Origin of the sequence: Actinacidiphila alni (genome assembly GCF_900112845.1) — a bacterium.
Classification (GTDB): Bacteria; Actinomycetota; Actinomycetes; order Streptomycetales; family Streptomycetaceae; genus Actinacidiphila; species Actinacidiphila alni.
Window position 1 is genome coordinate 106,238 of record NZ_FONG01000003.1, and the last position, 15,926, is coordinate 122,163.

At 69.6% G+C, this 15,926-nt stretch carries 14 protein-coding genes and 2 pseudogenes; 15 read left to right on the forward strand and 1 reads right to left on the reverse strand.

Annotated features, from left to right (window positions below; all coding sequences use genetic code 11):
• Positions 1-103 precede the first annotated feature (103 nt).
• From BM076_RS06105 to BM076_RS06140, 8 genes and pseudogenes are all read left to right on the forward strand, one after another.
• Positions 104-481, forward strand: a complete 378-nt coding sequence (locus tag BM076_RS06105; RefSeq protein ID WP_093712343.1) for an ArsR/SmtB family transcription factor — start codon at positions 104-106, stop codon at positions 479-481.
• Between the two features lie 155 nt (positions 482-636).
• Positions 637-1,317, forward strand: a complete 681-nt coding sequence (locus BM076_RS06110) for a TetR/AcrR family transcriptional regulator (protein ID WP_093712344.1) — start codon at positions 637-639, stop codon at positions 1,315-1,317.
• A 205-nt stretch (positions 1,318-1,522) separates the two neighbouring features.
• Positions 1,523-2,665 (forward strand): annotated as a pseudogene (locus BM076_RS06115) (MFS transporter); the annotation flags it as partial.
• 176 nt (positions 2,666-2,841) lie between these two features.
• Positions 2,842-4,017: a 3-dehydroquinate synthase family protein gene (locus BM076_RS06120; protein WP_093712346.1), complete on the forward strand. Its 1,176-nt coding sequence runs from the start codon at positions 2,842-2,844 to the stop codon at positions 4,015-4,017.
• Positions 3,993-4,442, forward strand: a complete 450-nt coding sequence (locus BM076_RS06125; RefSeq protein ID WP_093712347.1) for an S-ribosylhomocysteine lyase — start codon at positions 3,993-3,995, stop codon at positions 4,440-4,442. The genes BM076_RS06120 and BM076_RS06125 overlap by 25 nt, the downstream gene beginning before the upstream one ends.
• Positions 4,443-4,451: 9 nt before the next feature.
• On the forward strand, positions 4,452-5,771 hold the full coding sequence (locus BM076_RS06130; RefSeq protein WP_093712348.1) for an aspartate aminotransferase family protein: 1,320 nt from the start codon (positions 4,452-4,454) through the stop codon (positions 5,769-5,771).
• A gap of 24 nt (positions 5,772-5,795) precedes the next feature.
• Complete coding sequence (locus BM076_RS06135; protein ID WP_093712349.1) at positions 5,796-6,563, forward strand: GNAT family N-acetyltransferase; 768 nt, start codon at positions 5,796-5,798, stop codon at positions 6,561-6,563.
• A 139-nt stretch (positions 6,564-6,702) separates the two neighbouring features.
• Positions 6,703-7,335 (forward strand): class I SAM-dependent methyltransferase, encoded by a 633-nt coding sequence (locus tag BM076_RS06140; RefSeq protein ID WP_093712350.1) that lies wholly within the window; start codon positions 6,703-6,705, stop codon positions 7,333-7,335.
• Positions 7,336-7,951: 616 nt separating this feature from the next.
• Here BM076_RS06140 and BM076_RS35980 read toward each other — a convergent pair.
• The gene (locus BM076_RS35980) at positions 7,952-8,317 is read right to left on the reverse strand and encodes a hypothetical protein (RefSeq protein WP_143120531.1); all 366 of its coding nucleotides are present in this window, start codon (positions 8,315-8,317) and stop codon (positions 7,952-7,954) included.
• A 129-nt stretch (positions 8,318-8,446) separates the two neighbouring features.
• On the opposite strand from BM076_RS35980, the pseudogene BM076_RS06145 reads away from it, so the two are divergent.
• The 7 genes and pseudogenes from BM076_RS06145 to BM076_RS06170 all read left to right on the forward strand — a co-directional run.
• Positions 8,447-8,872 (forward strand): annotated as a pseudogene (locus tag BM076_RS06145) (MFS transporter); the annotation flags it as partial.
• 208 nt (positions 8,873-9,080) lie between these two features.
• Positions 9,081-9,209, forward strand: a complete 129-nt coding sequence (locus BM076_RS37925; protein ID WP_265737081.1) for a putative leader peptide — start codon at positions 9,081-9,083, stop codon at positions 9,207-9,209.
• Between the two features lie 161 nt (positions 9,210-9,370).
• Positions 9,371-10,486 carry an amino acid ABC transporter permease gene (locus BM076_RS06150; protein WP_093712351.1) on the forward strand — a complete coding sequence of 372 codons (1,116 nt, stop codon included), beginning with the start codon at positions 9,371-9,373 and terminating at the stop codon, positions 10,484-10,486.
• Between the two features lie 53 nt (positions 10,487-10,539).
• Complete coding sequence (locus BM076_RS06155; protein WP_218160055.1) at positions 10,540-11,292, forward strand: amino acid ABC transporter ATP-binding protein; 753 nt, start codon at positions 10,540-10,542, stop codon at positions 11,290-11,292.
• A 180-nt stretch (positions 11,293-11,472) separates the two neighbouring features.
• Positions 11,473-12,519 (forward strand): ABC transporter substrate-binding protein, encoded by a 1,047-nt coding sequence (locus BM076_RS06160; RefSeq protein WP_218160043.1) that lies wholly within the window; start codon positions 11,473-11,475, stop codon positions 12,517-12,519.
• A gap of 506 nt (positions 12,520-13,025) precedes the next feature.
• Entirely contained in the window at positions 13,026-15,272 is a 2,247-nt protein-coding gene (locus BM076_RS06165; RefSeq protein WP_093712353.1) for a glutaminase family protein, read from the forward strand.
• A gap of 144 nt (positions 15,273-15,416) precedes the next feature.
• Positions 15,417-15,869 carry an NUDIX domain-containing protein gene (locus BM076_RS06170; RefSeq protein WP_093712354.1) on the forward strand — a complete coding sequence of 151 codons (453 nt, stop codon included), beginning with the start codon at positions 15,417-15,419 and terminating at the stop codon, positions 15,867-15,869.
• Positions 15,870-15,926: the final 57 nt, after the last annotated feature.

The following is a 15,926-nucleotide window of genomic DNA, read 5'->3' on the forward strand; positions in this document are numbered from 1 at the left end:
GGCACGGCGGCGCGCCCGCGATCGGGGAGCGCGGACGATGCGACCGGTCCACCGTACAGGAACAAATGAACAGGTCTTCATGTGTCATCGCTACGATGAGGTCATGGGTCACGGAGTCGAGGACAGGAACCGCGTCAGCGCACGCGAACGGCTGGAGACCGTGGGCGCCGCCGATGTCGCCGCCACGCTCCAGGCGCTGGCCACACCGTCCCGGCTGCGGATCCTGGCCAGGCTCCAGGAAGGGCCGTGCGCGGCGACCGACCTCGCGGCGGCGGTCGGCATGGAGCAGTCCGCCTGCTCCCACCAACTGCGCCTGCTGCGCAATCTCGGCCTGGTCACCGGCGAACGCAGCGGCCGTTCCGTGGTCTACAGCCTCTACGACAACCACGTCGCCGAACTCCTGGAACAGGCCCTCTTCCACGTCGAGCACCTGCGCCTCGGACTGCGCGACGCGCCCGGGAATTCCATCGCCTCCGGCTGATATGGCGCAGGTCACATTCACGGGCTGAAATAACCGGGGACCCCATCCCCGTTTGCACCCACGTGGCCGTAAGCGGGGAACGGATCCCCGCTTGTGTCCGGCGGACGAACGCGGGATATCGCGGGCCGCGCATCAGCTCGGAAGGAGGGTCTGTCGTGACTGTCGTCACCGACGCGCCGGAATCGGCCGTAGCGGCCGGACCGGCGGTGCGCAAAGCTCCGCGGACACGTGCGGACGCCCTTCGCAACCGGGAACGGATCGTGGCCGCGGCGCGGGAGATGTTCGTGGAGTACGGGCCCGAGGCCCCGCTCGACGAAATAGCCCGCCGGGCCGGCATCGGGAATGCCACGCTCTACCGGCATTTCGCCGACCGGCAGGCACTGCTGCACGACGTCCTGCTCTCCGTCATGGGCCGCACCATGGAACACGCGGAGCGGGTCGCCGTTCAGCACAGCGATCCCTTCACCGCGCTGCGCGACTTCGCACACATGGCGGTCGACGAACGCGTCGGCGCTCTGTGCGGGATGCTCGTCGGCGGCCCCGAGCGCGATTGCGCGGAGCTGGCCGCCAAGGGCGAGCGCCTGGAGCACGCGGTCGAGGCGCTGATGGAGCGCGCACGGCAGGCGGGCCAACTGCGTCCCGACGTGACCGTGGGCGATCTGCTGATCGCCCTGTCGCTGCTCACCCGCCCGCTGCCCGGCCTGGACTGTCCGAACGTCGACGAGGTCGCCCACCGGCATCTGCAACTCTTCCTCGACGGCCTCCGTTCGTCCACGCCGTCCGAACTCCCGGGCACGGCAACAGTTCTGGAGGATCTGCGCCGACGCGCCTCATGACCGCCGACCGCGTACGCCCCCGGACGCCGGTCCCCACGCAACCGGTCCCAGAAATTCAGTCCCAGGAAATACGTCCCAGTAATACGTCCCCGTAAAGCGTCTCGCTTTTCCGTCCCGTAACACGTGTGTCCCGCAACACCTTCAGACGTCCGGCGTGCCCACAACCGCGCCCGCGTTTCTCCGCACTCCCGAAGTGGATACCCTCATGTCTCGAACGGTCGACAGCCGTCTTCCGGATCCCAGCCGCTGGAAAGCGCTGGTATTCATTTCCCTGGCCCAGTTGATGGTCGTTCTCGACTCCACGATCGTGAACATCGCGCTGCCCAGCGCGCAGCGCGATCTCGGAATCTCCGACGCCAACAAGCAGTGGGTCATCACCGCCTACGCCCTCGCCTTCGGCGGTCTGCTGCTCTTCGGCGGCCGGATCGCCGACCTGTGGGGCCGCAAGCGGGCCTTCGTCGTCGGCCTGACCGGTTTCGCCCTCGCCTCCGCGATCGGCGGCGCCGCCGCCAACCAGGCGATGCTGCTCGGCTCCCGCGCCGCCCAGGGCGCCTTCGGCGCGCTGCTCGCGCCCGCCGCCCTCTCGCTGCTCGCGGTGACCTTCACCGACGCGCGCGAACGCGCCAAGGCGTTCGGCATCTTCGGCGCGATCGCCGGTGGCGGCGGCGCGGTCGGACTGCTGCTCGGCGGTGTCCTCACCGAGTACCTGAACTGGCGTTGGACGTTCTTCGCCAACATCCCGTTCGCCATCGTCGCGGCCCTCGGCGCGTACTTCGTGATCCGTGAGCCCGAAGGCGGCCGGAACCGTTCCGCGCTGGACATCCCCGGCGTGGTGCTCTCCACCCTCGGCCTGGTCTCCCTGGTGTATGGCTTCACCCGCGCCGAGACCAACGGCTGGTCCGCGCCGTCCACGATCGGCCTGTTCGTGGCCGCCGGCGTGCTGCTGGCCGCCTTCGGTCTGGTCGAGTCCAAGGTGAGGGCCCCGCTGCTGCCGATGCGGGTGGTTACCGAACGCAACCGCGGCGGTGTCTACGCCTCGCTGGGCCTGGCCATCATCGGCCTGTTCGGTGTGTTCCTCTTCCTGACGTACTACCTCCAGGTCGTCCAGGGCTACTCGGCGATCAGGACCGGTTTCGCCTTCCTGCCGATGGTCGCGGCCTTCGTGGTCGGCTCGACGCAGATCGGCACCCGGCTGGTCACCCGGGTCCCGGCCCGCCGGCTGATGGCGCCCGGCTTCGCCGTCGCCGCCGTCGCGATGCTGCTGCTGACACGGCTGGACATCGGCTCGTCATACCCGGGCGTGATCCTGCCGGGCCTGGTGCTGCTCGGCGGCGTTGTCCCGACCGCGCGGCGCACGCGGACCGGCCCGAATGCGACAACCTAGACGCAAGCCGCCGCAACCCATAGCGACCTGTCTGTACCCGGCGTAGACTCGCACCTCCTCGCGTCGCTCCCGTATCGCTACATCTCGGAACGCACGCCAGAGGTCAGTGCGCAGGTTGACCCGTCTGGACGGAAGGCGCCATGTCTACCACCGAAACGCACACGACTACGTTCAGTGCCCGTCTCGATCTCCAGTGGACCGCGAGCATCCGCCCCGGACTCCTCCACGCCCACCCCGACGACTTACCGAGCCTTCTCGGCCCACGCGACTGGTCATCACGCCGATTACCGATCATCGATGAGCACGTGCATGCGATCTACGGCGAGCAGATCCGCGCACTTCTGGCCCGCTACGGCATAGACCACCCTGACCCCCTCGTGTTACCGGGCGGCGAGTCCGCGAAAACCGCAGACACCGTCGAGCGCATCCATCGGTACATGGAGACGCACGGCGTGCCCCGCTTCGCGGAACCCCTGCTCGTCTGGGGTGGCGGCGTCGCCCACGACGTGGCCGGATACGCCGCCGCGACGTACCGGCGAGGAGTTCCCTACATCACGTTCGCCACTACGCTCGTCAGCGCCATCGACGCGATGTTCGCGCTCAAGGTGGCGATCAACTCGCAGTACAAGAACCGCGTTGGCAGCTACCACCCGCCCGCCACCGCCTACGCCGACCCGGCGTTCTTCTCCACCCTCGACCGTGGCCAGATCCTCGACGGCACAGGGGAAATCCTCAAGATCGCCATCGCCCTGGACGGCGGCCTCTTCCCGGTCCTAGAGCAACACGGCCCGCGAGCGGTGGCCGAGCACTTCCAGGGTCGCGACCCCGCCACGCTGGCGATCCTCCATCGCAGCGTCTCGGCGATGGGCGAAGAGCTGAGCAACAACCCATTCGAGCACGATCCCCAGCGCGCCAGCTACGCGGGGCACGGCATCTCTCCCGGTATGGAGCCCGAGGTCAGCCATGGAGTCGCGGTCGCGCTGGATCTCCTCGTCACGACGATGATCGCGTGGCGGCGGGGCGCTGTTGCTACTCCCTACCGAGACCGGATCGTGCGCCTCGCCCACGCCCTGGGCCTGCCGCTATGGCACCCCGTGCTCGAACGGCCACAGGTCCTCTTCGACGCGCTCATCGACACCGCCCGCCATCGCGGCGGCCGACAGCGCATCCCGGCCCCCGTGCATGAGCCCGGCCGCGTTCGCTACCTCGACGGAATCGACCTCGCCGAGTTGCACCGCGCGCTCAACGACCTCCACCACGCCGCATCTCACGACCGAGCCCGGAGGACCCAATGGACCTCGACCACCGGAGAATGACGCCACCATTCATCCGCGAATCGCACCGCGCTAGGTCGGGCGAAACAGATGTGATCGTGTGGGATCTCCGCATCGGACAGCCCAACGTCAGCCGGGTGCCTGCTCCCGTCATGCACTCGATGGAGCATGCGCTGATCGCCTATCTCCGCCGGGACGGTCCGGCCGTCATCCACGCCGCGCCGATGGGGTGCGGCACCGGTCTCTATCTCGTCACGTTCGTCCTCGACTTCGAGGAGATCGCCCGACTCGTCGCGAGTGCCCTCGAATCGCTCTTGCGCGCAACCGAGGTGCCGATGGCCGACACCGCGCAGTGCGGCGCTGCCGAGCACCACACGCTGAGTGGCGCGCAGGAGGTCGCCCGATGGCTTCTGCGTCATCGCGCCGAATGGGCGCAAGCGCTCGACCACCCCGACGACGACCGCTGAGGAGCCCCGGTGTCGATCCACGCCCAGCACTACACGCGCTATACCGAGTCCGCGACGATCCTTCAGCGCGCGCTGAAAGTCATTCCCGGCGCGGCCAACTCGTGGACCAGATGGACGGACATCCCGATCAGCCCCGCCCGCGCCCAGGGCGCGCGCCTGTGGGATGTGGACGGCCGTGAGTACCTTGACTTCCACGGTGCGTTCAGCGCCATCGTCCTTGGCCACGCATATCCCGATGTCGCTCAAGCTCTGACCGACCAGGCTCACGGGCTCGTGCTCGCGGGCATCGGCCGGACTCCTGCCGAGGTCGAGTTGGCGGAACGGCTCGTGCGCCACATCCCCAGCGCCGAGCAAGCGTTGCTTGCGCCATCTGGATCGGATGCGACGTATAGCGCGCTCCGCCTCGCCCGCGCCGTCACCCGGCGCGACTGCATCGTCAAGTTCGCCGGGAGCTTCCACGGGCCGCATGACTACGCGCTGCGCAGCGCCAACGACGCGGGCGAGGGGGGCACCGTTGGGCCTGACGGCGTGCTCAGCGCCGCCGCCCGCACCGTCATCACGTGCGAGTACAACGACCTTGAGGCCGTGGCAGACCTGTTCGCCCGGCGCGGCGAGGAGATCGCGGCCGCGATCGTAGAGCCGATCGCGTTCAACGCGAGCCTGCATCCCGAACCTGGGTTCCTCGATGGGCTCCGCAAGCTCACGACCGAGCATGGCGCGCTGCTCATCTTCGATGAGGTGATCACGGGCTTCCGCCTCGGGCTTGGCGGCGCGCAAGCGCAGTTCGGCATCACGCCGGACCTGACGACGCTCGGCAAGGCGCTCGGCAACGGCGTGCCTGTCGCGGCACTCGTCGGCCCCGAGCGCCACATGTCGCGCTTCGGCACCACGCCACATGGCACGGTGCCGTACTCGGGCACGCACAACGGCAACGGGCTTGCCGTAGCGGCGGCGAATGCGACCCTCGGCGTGATGGAGCGCGAGCCGGTTCATGAGCATCTAGCCCGGCTCGGCGACCGGATGCGCGCGGGTCTCCGCGAGATCGCGCAGGACTGCGACGTGCCCGCCGTGGTGACGGGCTCCGCCTCGATCTACAACCTGCTCTTCACCGACACGCCGCCGAGGACGTTCGCCGACATCCTGAGCGTGGACGAATCGCTGTTCCTCGCCTACCGCAACGAGATGGTCAGGCGCGGAATCCTGGAGATGCCTTTACCACTGATGCGCGCTCAGGTCACCTACAGCCATACCGACGCGGACGTTGACAGAGCCCTGGAGACCGCGCAGGTCGCGCTTAGGGCTGCGCGGGACCAAGCCGTGAACTCATGACCTCAGACCGGAGGGATCGCACCGATGGACAGCTTCGAAGCGACGCGCGCCACCCAGGGGCGGGCGTTACGAGCCCTCGCCCGGACGCTGGGGGCGGCCTCGCCTGGCGCTACGACGTACGACAGTGACGGCGTCACGGCATGCATCGTCCCGGCAGCGAAGAACGATGCAGACGCGAACTTCGCCGCCTACACGGCACCCGCTGCCCTCGCCTCCGCGCTTCCCGAGATCGCCGAAGCGTACGAAACGGCCGGCGTCGGGTCATGGGAGATCTACGTGCCCGAATCCGACGATCAGACGGCGCGTGGCCTTGCCGCCGCCGGATACCGCAGACGTGACCGGCTCCCCGCCATCATCCTCGACCTGGCGACATTCGAGCCGCGCTCGATCGGGGACCTGGACTACGACGTACGCGGCGACGTTGCCACCCTGGGCCGCCTCAACGCCGCCGCCTACGACCGGCCCGAGCTGGCGCGGGCATTCGCTCAGACGCCAGACGTTCCTGGGCTCCGCGTCTACCGCGCCCGGCTCGACGGTGAACCGGCGTGCGCGCTACTGACGATCGACGTGCCCCACGCCGATGGCCTCGATTGCGCGGCGTACTTCCTGGCGACCGTGCCGAACGCGCGTCGCCGGGGGCTCGCTCCCCGACTGTTCACCGCCGCGTTGCTCGATGCCCGCGAACGTGGCTGCGACACATGCTCGGGGCAGGCGTCGCCCATGGGTGCGCCGATCTACGCCCGCATGGGCTTCCGCACGGCCTTCCACTTCGACCGGTACGAGAAAGGCTAGCCACGTGTCCAACGTTGCTCGGCAGCTTCCCGAATCCCAAGGCTGGTCGCTCGATCGCGCTATTCAGCTGCTACCAGCGCAGTTCGCAGCTCGCCTAGACCTACGACGGCCGCACCTGTATCAGACGGAGGGTGGGCCGATGAATGGGCAGACAGGACGACAACAGATATTCAGGGAACTCGTCCGGACAATCGACTTCCAGCAGGTGATTGAGACGGGGACACATCGAGGGGCCACTACGGAGTTCCTCGCCGCTATCACCGGGGTGCCCGTCGCAACCGTTGAGTTGGCAGACCGCTACCGTCAGTTTGCGCAGGCCCGCTTCGCGAGCAACCCCAACGTGCAAGTCTCTGATGGCGATTCCCGCGATTTCCTGCGGCGGCTAAGCGTGACGCGATCGGATGCCCTCACGCTGTTCTACCTCGACGCACATTGGTTGGACGATCTACCGCTCGCCGACGAGTTGCGGATCATCTCGGGTTCGTGGTCGAAGGCCGTCGTCGTGATCGATGACTTCCAGGTACCCGGCGATGCCGGATACGCCTACGACGACTACGGCCCCGGCAAGGCGTTGGCGGCGGACTACCTGCCCGACGAGATCCGGTCTTGGACGCTCCTCTATCCCGCGATGGAGTCGGCTTCCGAGACTGGCGCCCGCTGCGGAGCCGCGTTTCTAGCCAGCCCATACCTCGCTGACGTAGTCGGCAAGCTTCGGACGCTGCGTCGTGCCCCGACGAGCCCGCCTGCCGGAACCCGCTCCCCTTCCGTCTAGTCTGTGGCGCGGTCGCGGCGGTCGGAGCCGTGGAGGCTTCGACCGCCGCGACCGCGCCTTGACCGGCGGTGTCCACCGACTACGGCGGTGCCGTAGTCGGTGGCGTGGGAAGTAGCCGCTACGGCTTGGGCTGCGTCCGTTCGCGCGCGGTGGCATACGGTCCTTCTAGCGGACGCCAATTCTCCGGAGCGCGGATCTCACCGGAGTCCCATAGGGCATAGCACTGGTTCAGCCACTCCCTTGCACCCTCGACCGTGCCCCGCTCGATGTACCAGCCGGGCCCGCCGGGCTGGCGCGGGAAACCGCAGAACTCTCGAAATCGTCGGTCGTACACCCCGAACGTGCGGCCGGGCCTGATCCGCGCGACGACGTAGCGACTGGCCGACGCGCTCATAGGACCACCTGATTCGACTCCCAAGGAGACCAGGTGCGCCACTCGTCCGGTGCCGGAGTCGTGCCGCTCTCCCACCGCTGATAGCACTTCTGAAGCCAGGCTTCGGCGCCGTGTGGAGAGCGCCACTCCAACGGCAGCAGATTCGGGTGTGGCTCGGCCGGGTCATCGGGCAGAGCGCAGAACGCGTCTGCGGCTCGGTCCAAGATGACGTACCGGGTGGTACTACCGGGCAGGTTTACGACGGAGTATCGCGCCATTCCACAGGCCCTTTCGTCTGCGTCCCCTGAGGGACCGCGCGGTGATAACGAGTGTCAGCGGTACCGTGTCGAGCGTCATGCGCCATGAACCTGACGTCTCGATCGTCACGCGCGTCATGGGATCGAGCAGCGCCTGACGCAGCCTCGGTACATCTAGCTCGTATGCCTGCTGCTGAGCCTCTTCGAAGTCGCCCAGAGCATCTTCGACGGCATCTCCGACAAATGCGCGTACCTCGGACCACCCGGTGACCGCCCGCTCGCGTGGCGACTCATCGTCGCGCAGGATCGAGATCCGATAGCGCGGCGCGGACCTCCAGGGGAAGGCAGGCACGTTGCTCCTACGGTGCTAGATGAACACTCCTGGCCTCTAGCCTAGTCCCGAAGCGGCCCCCGGTGCACTTAGATCGACACCAAGAAGTCCGTCCAGGCTGGTGGACTATCCGCCATCCGTCATACGTGGGGACATCCCCTGCTCGGCCTCGGCATGGGCACGGCCTTCATGCCCGCCATGTCCCTGGCCACGCACGGCATCCAGCCGCAGGACGCGGGTGTCGCCTCCGCGATGGTGAACACCTCGCAGCAGGTCGGCGGCGCCATCGGCACGGCGCTGCTGAACACCGTCGCCGCCTCGGCCACCACCAGCTACCTCGCGGCGCACACCGCGGGTGCGGGCGGTCCGAAGCTGCTCCAGGCGCAGGGCCTGGTGCACGGCTACACGCACGCCATCTGGTGGGCGGTCGGCATCGAGGCCATCGCGGCCCTGATCGCCCTCACCTTCATCAACGCCGGCCGTCCCGGCTCCACCCGCGTCGCCTCCAGCGACGGCGACGGTGCGGGCAGCGCGGCCACCCAGGACGAGGCGGCGGTGCCGGTCGTCATGCACTGACGACACCCCGGCCGTACGGCCCGTCGCCGTACGAACCGTCAACCGCCCCGGTTCCACTCGCAGACGAGTGGGGCCGGGGCGGTCTCGCGTGCCGGCCTCCGTGGCCGTGTGCGATCACCGTCACGCCCGCGGGCATTGTCCGTACGGCGGGCGCCGGTTACCGTAATGGCTGTTCCATGGCGGACCGAGGAGAACGGGAGGGCGGACGATGAGCGCGCACGAGCACCGCAGTACGCCCCGTCCCGGCGGTTCCTTCCACCTCCAGGTGGCCCGGCGCCATGTCGACCTGCTGCGGGTGAGCAGCGCCCTGTGTCCGGAAGTCCTCCCGGCCCGCTGACCGACCGGCCGGGCGCCGACGCGCCCGCGCGACGCCGTAGCGGCAGCGTTTCCCCGTAGTAGCAGGAATCGACTCTTCCCCCGCGCCAACATGCCCGCCGTACCGGGCCGTTGACGTCGTCCCACGCTGCCGCGACCACCGCCAGACGGGAAGCACCGACCATGGAGCCCCACCGTACGTTTCCGCGTGCCCGCGCGGTCCCCGACCATCCGCCGCACACCGCCGACGCGTTGGTGAAAGCGCCGGGGCCGCGGGGCCCGTCCGATCCGCCGCCGTCCGCCGATGAGCCGCGCATCCCGCGACCGCTCGATGTCCGCCCCACCGACCGGGAGTTGCTGTCCGCCCGGCTCGTACCGCTGCGCAGGCCCGGCCAATGGGCGTCCGCGCTCGTGCTGTTGGTACTGTTCGCGATGCTCGTGCACACCCTGCTGACCAACAAGCGGTTCGAATGGGGCACGGTCGGCGACTACTTCCTGCGCGGCTCGATCCTGCACGGCCTCGAACTCACCCTGTGGCTGACCGGCGCGGTCATGGCCAGCGGCTATCTGCTCGGCATCGGCATCGCCGCGATGCGACTGTCCCGCAACCCCGTACTGCGCGCCCTCAGCTTCGGCTACGTCTGGCTGCTGCGCTCCGTACCGCCCCTGGTGCAGCTGCTGTTCTGGTATGAACTCGCCTCGCTGTACCCGCGGATCTCGCTCGGCATCCCCTTCGGCCATGAATTCGTCACCGTCAAGACGGCGCACCTGTTCAGCGGCATCCTCGCCGCGTACGTCGGACTCACCCTCGACGTGGCCGCCTTCTCCTCCGAGATCGTCCGCGGCGGCATCCTGTCCGTCGACCCCGGACAGGCCGAGGCGGCCCAGGCACTCGGCCTCGGCAACGGGCGGATCTTCCGGAGGATCGTGCTCCCGCAGGCCATGCCCGCGATCATCCCCGCCTCAGGCAATCTGCTGATCGGCATGCTCAAGGCGACCTCCATCGTCAGCGTCATCGCGGTGCAGGACCTCCTCTACTCGGCCCAGCTGATCTACAACCAGAACTTCCTGATCATGCCGCTGCTGCTGGTGGCGACCGTCTGGTACGTCATCCTCACCACACTGCTGTCGGTCGGTCAGTTCTACGTCGAGCGGTACTACGCCCGGGGCAGCGGACGCGGCGGCGGGCGGGACGGCGGCCGGTCGGCCGGGGCCTCCGGGCGCCGGCTGTGGCAGATCGCCCGCGGTAACATCCCGCTGTTCGGCCGCACCAGGACCGACCTGGCGGGGCTGTCATGACCGGGGCCGTCACGACCGGCGCCGCGCCGGCCGGGGAGAAGCGGGACCGGCCGCTGGTCAGGATTCGCGGCCTGCGCAAGAGCTTCGGCGGCCACCTGGTGCTGGACGGCATCGACCTCGATGTGCGCGAGGGCGAGGTCACCGTCCTGCTCGGCCCCTCCGGCTCCGGCAAGTCCACGCTGCTGCGCTGCGTCAACCACCTGGAGCGGCCCGACGCGGGCTTCGTCGAGCTGGGCGGCGAGATCGTCGGCTACCGGCCGGGCCGCGGCCGGCTGCACGAATTGCGTGCCCGCTCCCTGACCCGGCAGCGGGCCCAGGTCGGCATGGTCTTCCAGCAGTTCAACCTCTTCCCGCACCTGACGGTGCTGGAGAACATCACCGAAGCGCCGGTCGCCGTGCGCGGCGTGCCCCGCAAGGAGGCCGCCGCCCGGGCGCGCACCCTGCTGGAACGGGTCGGCCTGGCCGGCCGGGAGAACTCCTATCCCCGGCAGATGTCCGGCGGCCAGCAGCAGCGGGTCGCCATCGCCCGCGCGCTGGCGATGGAGCCGCGGCTGCTGCTCTTCGACGAACCCACCAGTGCCCTCGACCCCGAACTCGTCGGCGATGTGCTCGCCGTGATGCGCGACCTCGCCGTCAGCGGCATGACGATGATCGTCGTCACGCACGAGATCGGCTTCGCCCGCGAGGTCGCCGACACCGTGGCCTTCCTGGACGGCGGCCGGATCATCGAGTCCGGCACGCCCGCCGACGTGCTGGCCGACCCCCGGCACCCGAGGGCGCGGGCCTTCCTGTCGGCCGTCCTGTAGCCCCCGCGTCCCGAATTCCGCCGGCCGTCCGGCTCGCGCCCCGTGCCCTCTACCCCATGCCCCTCGGCCCTCGGCCCTCGGCCCTCGCCATCGCCCATCGCCCCTCTCCTCTTGCCTCCCGCCGACCGGTCGCGCGCGTCCGCGCACCGGTCCCCGTACCAGCGCTGAGAAAGGCCCACCGTGACCACCGAAAGACGCCCCGCCCGCCGCCTCCCGCGGCCGCTCGCCGCCACCACCGCGACCGTGCTCGCCGCGGCCCTCGGTCTCGCTCTGCTGACCGCCTGCGGTGACTCGTCCGACTCCGCCGGCACCTCGGACTCCTCCGCCTCCGACGCGGCGGCCGGCGGCGCGTCGCCGAAGGCCGCCGGATCGCCGGGTGCCGCGGACCCCGAGTCATCGACGGCCATACCGACCGAGGACGTCGTGTCGGGCGTGACCGCCGACCCGGCGCTGGCCGCCGAACTGCCCGCGGCGGCCAGGAGCAGTCACACCCTGACCCTCGGCACCACCCGCGCACCCGGCACCACCGGCCTGCCGCACGGCGGCGAGGACGCCAAGGGCACGCCCATCGGTCTCGACGTCGACCTGCGCGATGCCGTGGGCAAGGTGCTCGGCATCACCTGGAAGGTGCAGTACGGGACCTTCCCGACCGTCATCCCCGGTGTGCAGAACGGCCGTTACGACGTCGGCCAGGACAACTTCGGTGTCACCAAGGCGCGCGAGCAGGTCGTGGACTTCGCGACCTACCTCAACGACGGCCAGTCCTTCCTCGGGGCCAAGGACGTCCCCGTCGACTCGGTGACCGCGCTCACCGACCTGTGCGGGCTGACCGTGGCCACCAGCCCGGGCTCGACCTTCCAGCAGATCCTCACCGACGGCGCCTCCAAGTGCGCGGGCGCCGGCAAGAAGCCGTACAAGGTGCAGTACTTCACCGACACCGCGCCGATCTTCCTCGGCCTGGCGAACGGCAAGGTGGACGTGTTCTTCGGCCCCACCCTGGGACTGAAGTACGACGCCACCCATGTGCCGAACACCAAATTCCTCGGCGAGATCAGCACCACTCCGGTCGGCTTCGTGACGGCCAAGGGCTCACCGGTCGGCAAGGCGCTGAGCGACGCGGTGAACAAGCTGATCGCGGACGGCACTTACGCGAAGATCTTCGCCAAGTGGGGTGTGCCGGGAACGGGGATCACCAAGTCCGAGGTCAATCCGGCGGCCACCTTCTGACCCAGGGCTGACACCACGTCACATCGCCCCGCCACGGCCCGGTCCCCGCGCGCGTTCCGCCCGGGGACCGGGCCGAACGCCGTGCCCGGGCGGTTCCGCGGACATGCCGACCACCACGAACACCTCCGGATCCAGAACCGTCTCGTCCCGCCGCCACCGCGTGCCGAATTTCCCACGTTGTAAAGCACGTTGGACCAGCATCCGGGAGCTGTCAAGCGTCCGCGCATGTACGGGCCGCGCTCGGCGGTACGGCCGACTCCGCTCGTCCGGCGACAGGATGAATCCCGTCCGCCCCGGAAAGGCCCAGGTCGCAAGGCCCTTGGTGAACGCGCCGACACCGGCGGCTGCGGTCACCATCACGGGAGCCCGCTGTGAGGATGTGCGCGAAGTGTGGACAACGCGGTGGCGCCGTGCTCTCATTCCGATGCCGAATTCCAACGTTGTCATGGCGGCGCCGCCCCGCAGTCACACACTCTCGGCTCCACATACCTCTTCAGGAGGATCTGATGTCCGACACGATCAACACGCCCGCGGAGCCCGGACCGGAATCCGGCCGACTGCCGTCGTCCGGCGGCGGAGTGAGCCGCCGGGGCCTGCTGCGGAGCACGGGCGTGGTCGGTCTCGGCGCGGCCGGCGTCACCCTGCTGCCTGGCATGGCGCAGACCGCCCGGGCCGAGCAGCCGAACGGCGTCCCCGGGTCCGCCCCCGCCAACAGCGGCCACTCGGCGTCCGGTTCCGTTCTTCCGGTGTTCGACCCGATCCGCCCGCCGGCCGTGCCGCTCGCGGTGCGCTCCCCGTACCTGAGCACCTGGCTGGCGGGGGACCTGCTCGCCGGGCGCTGGCCGTCCTTCTGGACCGGCCGCACCACCGCCATGACGGGCCTGGCCAGGATCGACGGCACCGACTTCCTGTTCATCGGCGCGCCCAACATCCCCGACCACCCGCTGCCGCGCGGCATGGCGCAGCACTCGCTGACCCTCACCGCGACCCGCTCGCAGTACGTGCTGGCCGCCGGCGGCGTGGAGCTGACGCTCACCTTCCTGTCGCCGATCGAACCCGGCGACCTGCGGCGGCAGTCGATGCCGCTGTCGTACATCACGGCCGAGGTGCGCAGCACGGACGGCGCCGCGCACGACGTCGGGCTGTACTTCGACATCTCGGGGGAGTGGCTGCACGCCGACTCCGGCACCAAGATCCGCTGGGCGCGGGAGGAGGTGCCGGGCACCGCGGGCGGCCCGTCCCTGACGTCGCTGTCCTTCACCCCGGACACCCCGCGGGTGCTCGCCGAGAACGGCGACATGGCCACCTGGGGCACCACGGTGTGGAGCGCCGCGCAACAGCCGGGTCTCACCTGGCAGATCGGCGCCGACACCGTCGTACGCAAGGCGGTGGTCACCGACGGCAAGCTCGGCAACGTTGTCGACGACGGGCAGCCACGCGCCATCAACGACCGCTGGCCGGTCTTCGCCTTCCACTTCGACCTCGGCTCGGTGCGCCGCTCGCCGCGCACCGCGACACTGTCGGTCGGCCATGTCCGCGAGCCCGCGGTCAGTTACCTCGGCACCCAACTCCCGCCGCTGTGGCGCTCGTACTGGCCGGACTGGCAGCACATGGCCGCGTACTTCCACGCCGACGCCGGCGCCGCGGCCCGGCGTACGGACGCGCTCGACCGGAAGATCCGGAAGGACGCGACCGCGGCCGGCGGCGCCGAATACGCGGCGCTGTGCGCGCTCTCGCTGCGCCAGGCGTTCGGCGGCACGGAACTGGTGAGCAGGGACGGCAAGCCCTGGGCGTTCCTGAAGGAGATCTCCAGCGACGGCAATGTCTCCACCGTCGACGTCACGTATCCGGCGATGCCGGTCTTCCTCTACCTGGACCCGGCGTATCTGGGCCTGCTGCTCGGCCCGTTGCTGGACTACGCGGAACACGGCGGCTGGCCCAAGGAGTTCGCCGAGCACGACCTCGGCTCCAGCTATCCGAACGCCACCGGGCACAACGACGGCAACGAGGAGTCCATGCAGGTCGAGGAGTCGGCCAACATGGTGCTGATGAGCGCCGCGTACATCGCGCGCGTCGACTCCGCCAAGGCCCGCGCCTTCGCCACCGACCACTACGCGATCCTCAAGCAGTGGACGGACTACCTGGTCACCAACGCGCTCGACCCCGGCTACCAGAACCAGACCGACGACTTCACCGGCTTCATCGCGCACAGCGCCAACCTCGCGCTCAAGGGCATCCTCGGCATCGGCGCGATGAGCCGGATCGCCGCCGCCGCGGGCAACTCGGCCGACGCCACCCGCTACCGGGCCACCGCCCGCGACTACATCGGGCAGTGGGTGACCAAGGCCCAGGACACCACGCCCGACCACCTCAAGCTCGCCTACGACCAGCCCGGCACCTGGAGCCTGAAGTACAACGGCTACCCCGACGCGCTGCTCGGCCTCGGCCTGGTCCCCGCCGCCGTCGCCCGCGAGGAGGCGGACTGGTACGCCACCCAGGTCAACCAGTTCGGGGTGCCGCTCGACCCGCGGCACTCGTACACCAAGGGCGACTGGGAGATGTGGACCGCCGCGTGGCTGCGCGACCACCCGGTCAGCGACCGGCTGATCGGCGCGCTCTACGCCTTCGCCACCTCCACACCGTCCCGGGTGCCCTTCACCGACCTCTACGACACGGTGTCCGACAACCAGTCGGGCTTCCAGGCGCGGCCGGTCGTGGGCGGCATCTTCGCGCTGCTGAGCCTGGACAAGTAAGGGGCGCGACGGGGCCGGCGGCCGTCGGCGGACGGGCGGAACACTCGTACGGGCGACGCCCGTGACATCCCGCCGACGAGCCGCCGACACCCGGCCCTACCGCGTGCTACGGTCCCGAAGTCCCTTCGCCACAAGAGGATTTCGATGCCGTATCAGCCGCCGGTGTGGCCGGTGCACGTGAAGGCCGTGGTGCTCGACGCGGAAGGCCGCGTCCTGCTGTCGAAGAACGACCGCGAGGAGTGGGAACTCCCCGGCGGCCCGCTGGACAGCGGCGACGCGGAGACCGGCAGGAGGCCGGACGCCTCGCCCGAATCCGCCGTGGAACGCCATGTGCTGGAGCGCACCGGCCTGCTGGTGGAGGCCGACGCGCTGATCGACGACGGCGTGTGGATCCTGGAGACCACACCCGTCGAACGGTCCCTGATCGTCACCTACGGCTGCTCGCTGCTGCCGCCGGACCAGCCGCCGCCGGACCCCGAGGACCGTATCGGCGACGACCACAAGGGACACGCGCTCGTCCGGCTCGACCGGGTGCGGGACCTGGAGATGGCCGCCCCGTACAAGCGGGCGATCCTGTCCTGGTCCCGGCGCCGCTAGGCCGCGCGAGGCGCCGCGAGCCAAGCGCGACATTGCGGACACGCCCTAGCGCCCGGA

Excerpts from the sequence above, each read along its gene's own strand:
- BM076_RS06105 (WP_093712343.1), top strand. The coding sequence starts at position 104 with ATGGGTCACGGAGTCGAGGACAGGAACCGCGTCAGCGCACGCGAACGG.
- BM076_RS06120 (WP_093712346.1), top strand. The coding sequence starts at position 2,842 with ATGTCTACCACCGAAACGCACACGACTACGTTCAGTGCCCGTCTCGAT.
- BM076_RS06125 (WP_093712347.1), top strand. The coding sequence starts at position 3,993 with ATGGACCTCGACCACCGGAGAATGACGCCACCATTCATCCGCGAATCG.
- BM076_RS06135 (WP_093712349.1), top strand. The coding sequence starts at position 5,796 with ATGGACAGCTTCGAAGCGACGCGCGCCACCCAGGGGCGGGCGTTACGA.
- BM076_RS06140 (WP_093712350.1), top strand. The coding sequence starts at position 6,703 with ATGAATGGGCAGACAGGACGACAACAGATATTCAGGGAACTCGTCCGG.
- BM076_RS37925 (WP_265737081.1), top strand. The coding sequence starts at position 9,081 with ATGAGCGCGCACGAGCACCGCAGTACGCCCCGTCCCGGCGGTTCCTTC.
- BM076_RS06150 (WP_093712351.1), top strand. The coding sequence starts at position 9,371 with ATGGAGCCCCACCGTACGTTTCCGCGTGCCCGCGCGGTCCCCGACCAT.
- BM076_RS06165 (WP_093712353.1), top strand. The coding sequence starts at position 13,026 with ATGTCCGACACGATCAACACGCCCGCGGAGCCCGGACCGGAATCCGGC.
- BM076_RS06170 (WP_093712354.1), top strand. The coding sequence starts at position 15,417 with ATGCCGTATCAGCCGCCGGTGTGGCCGGTGCACGTGAAGGCCGTGGTG.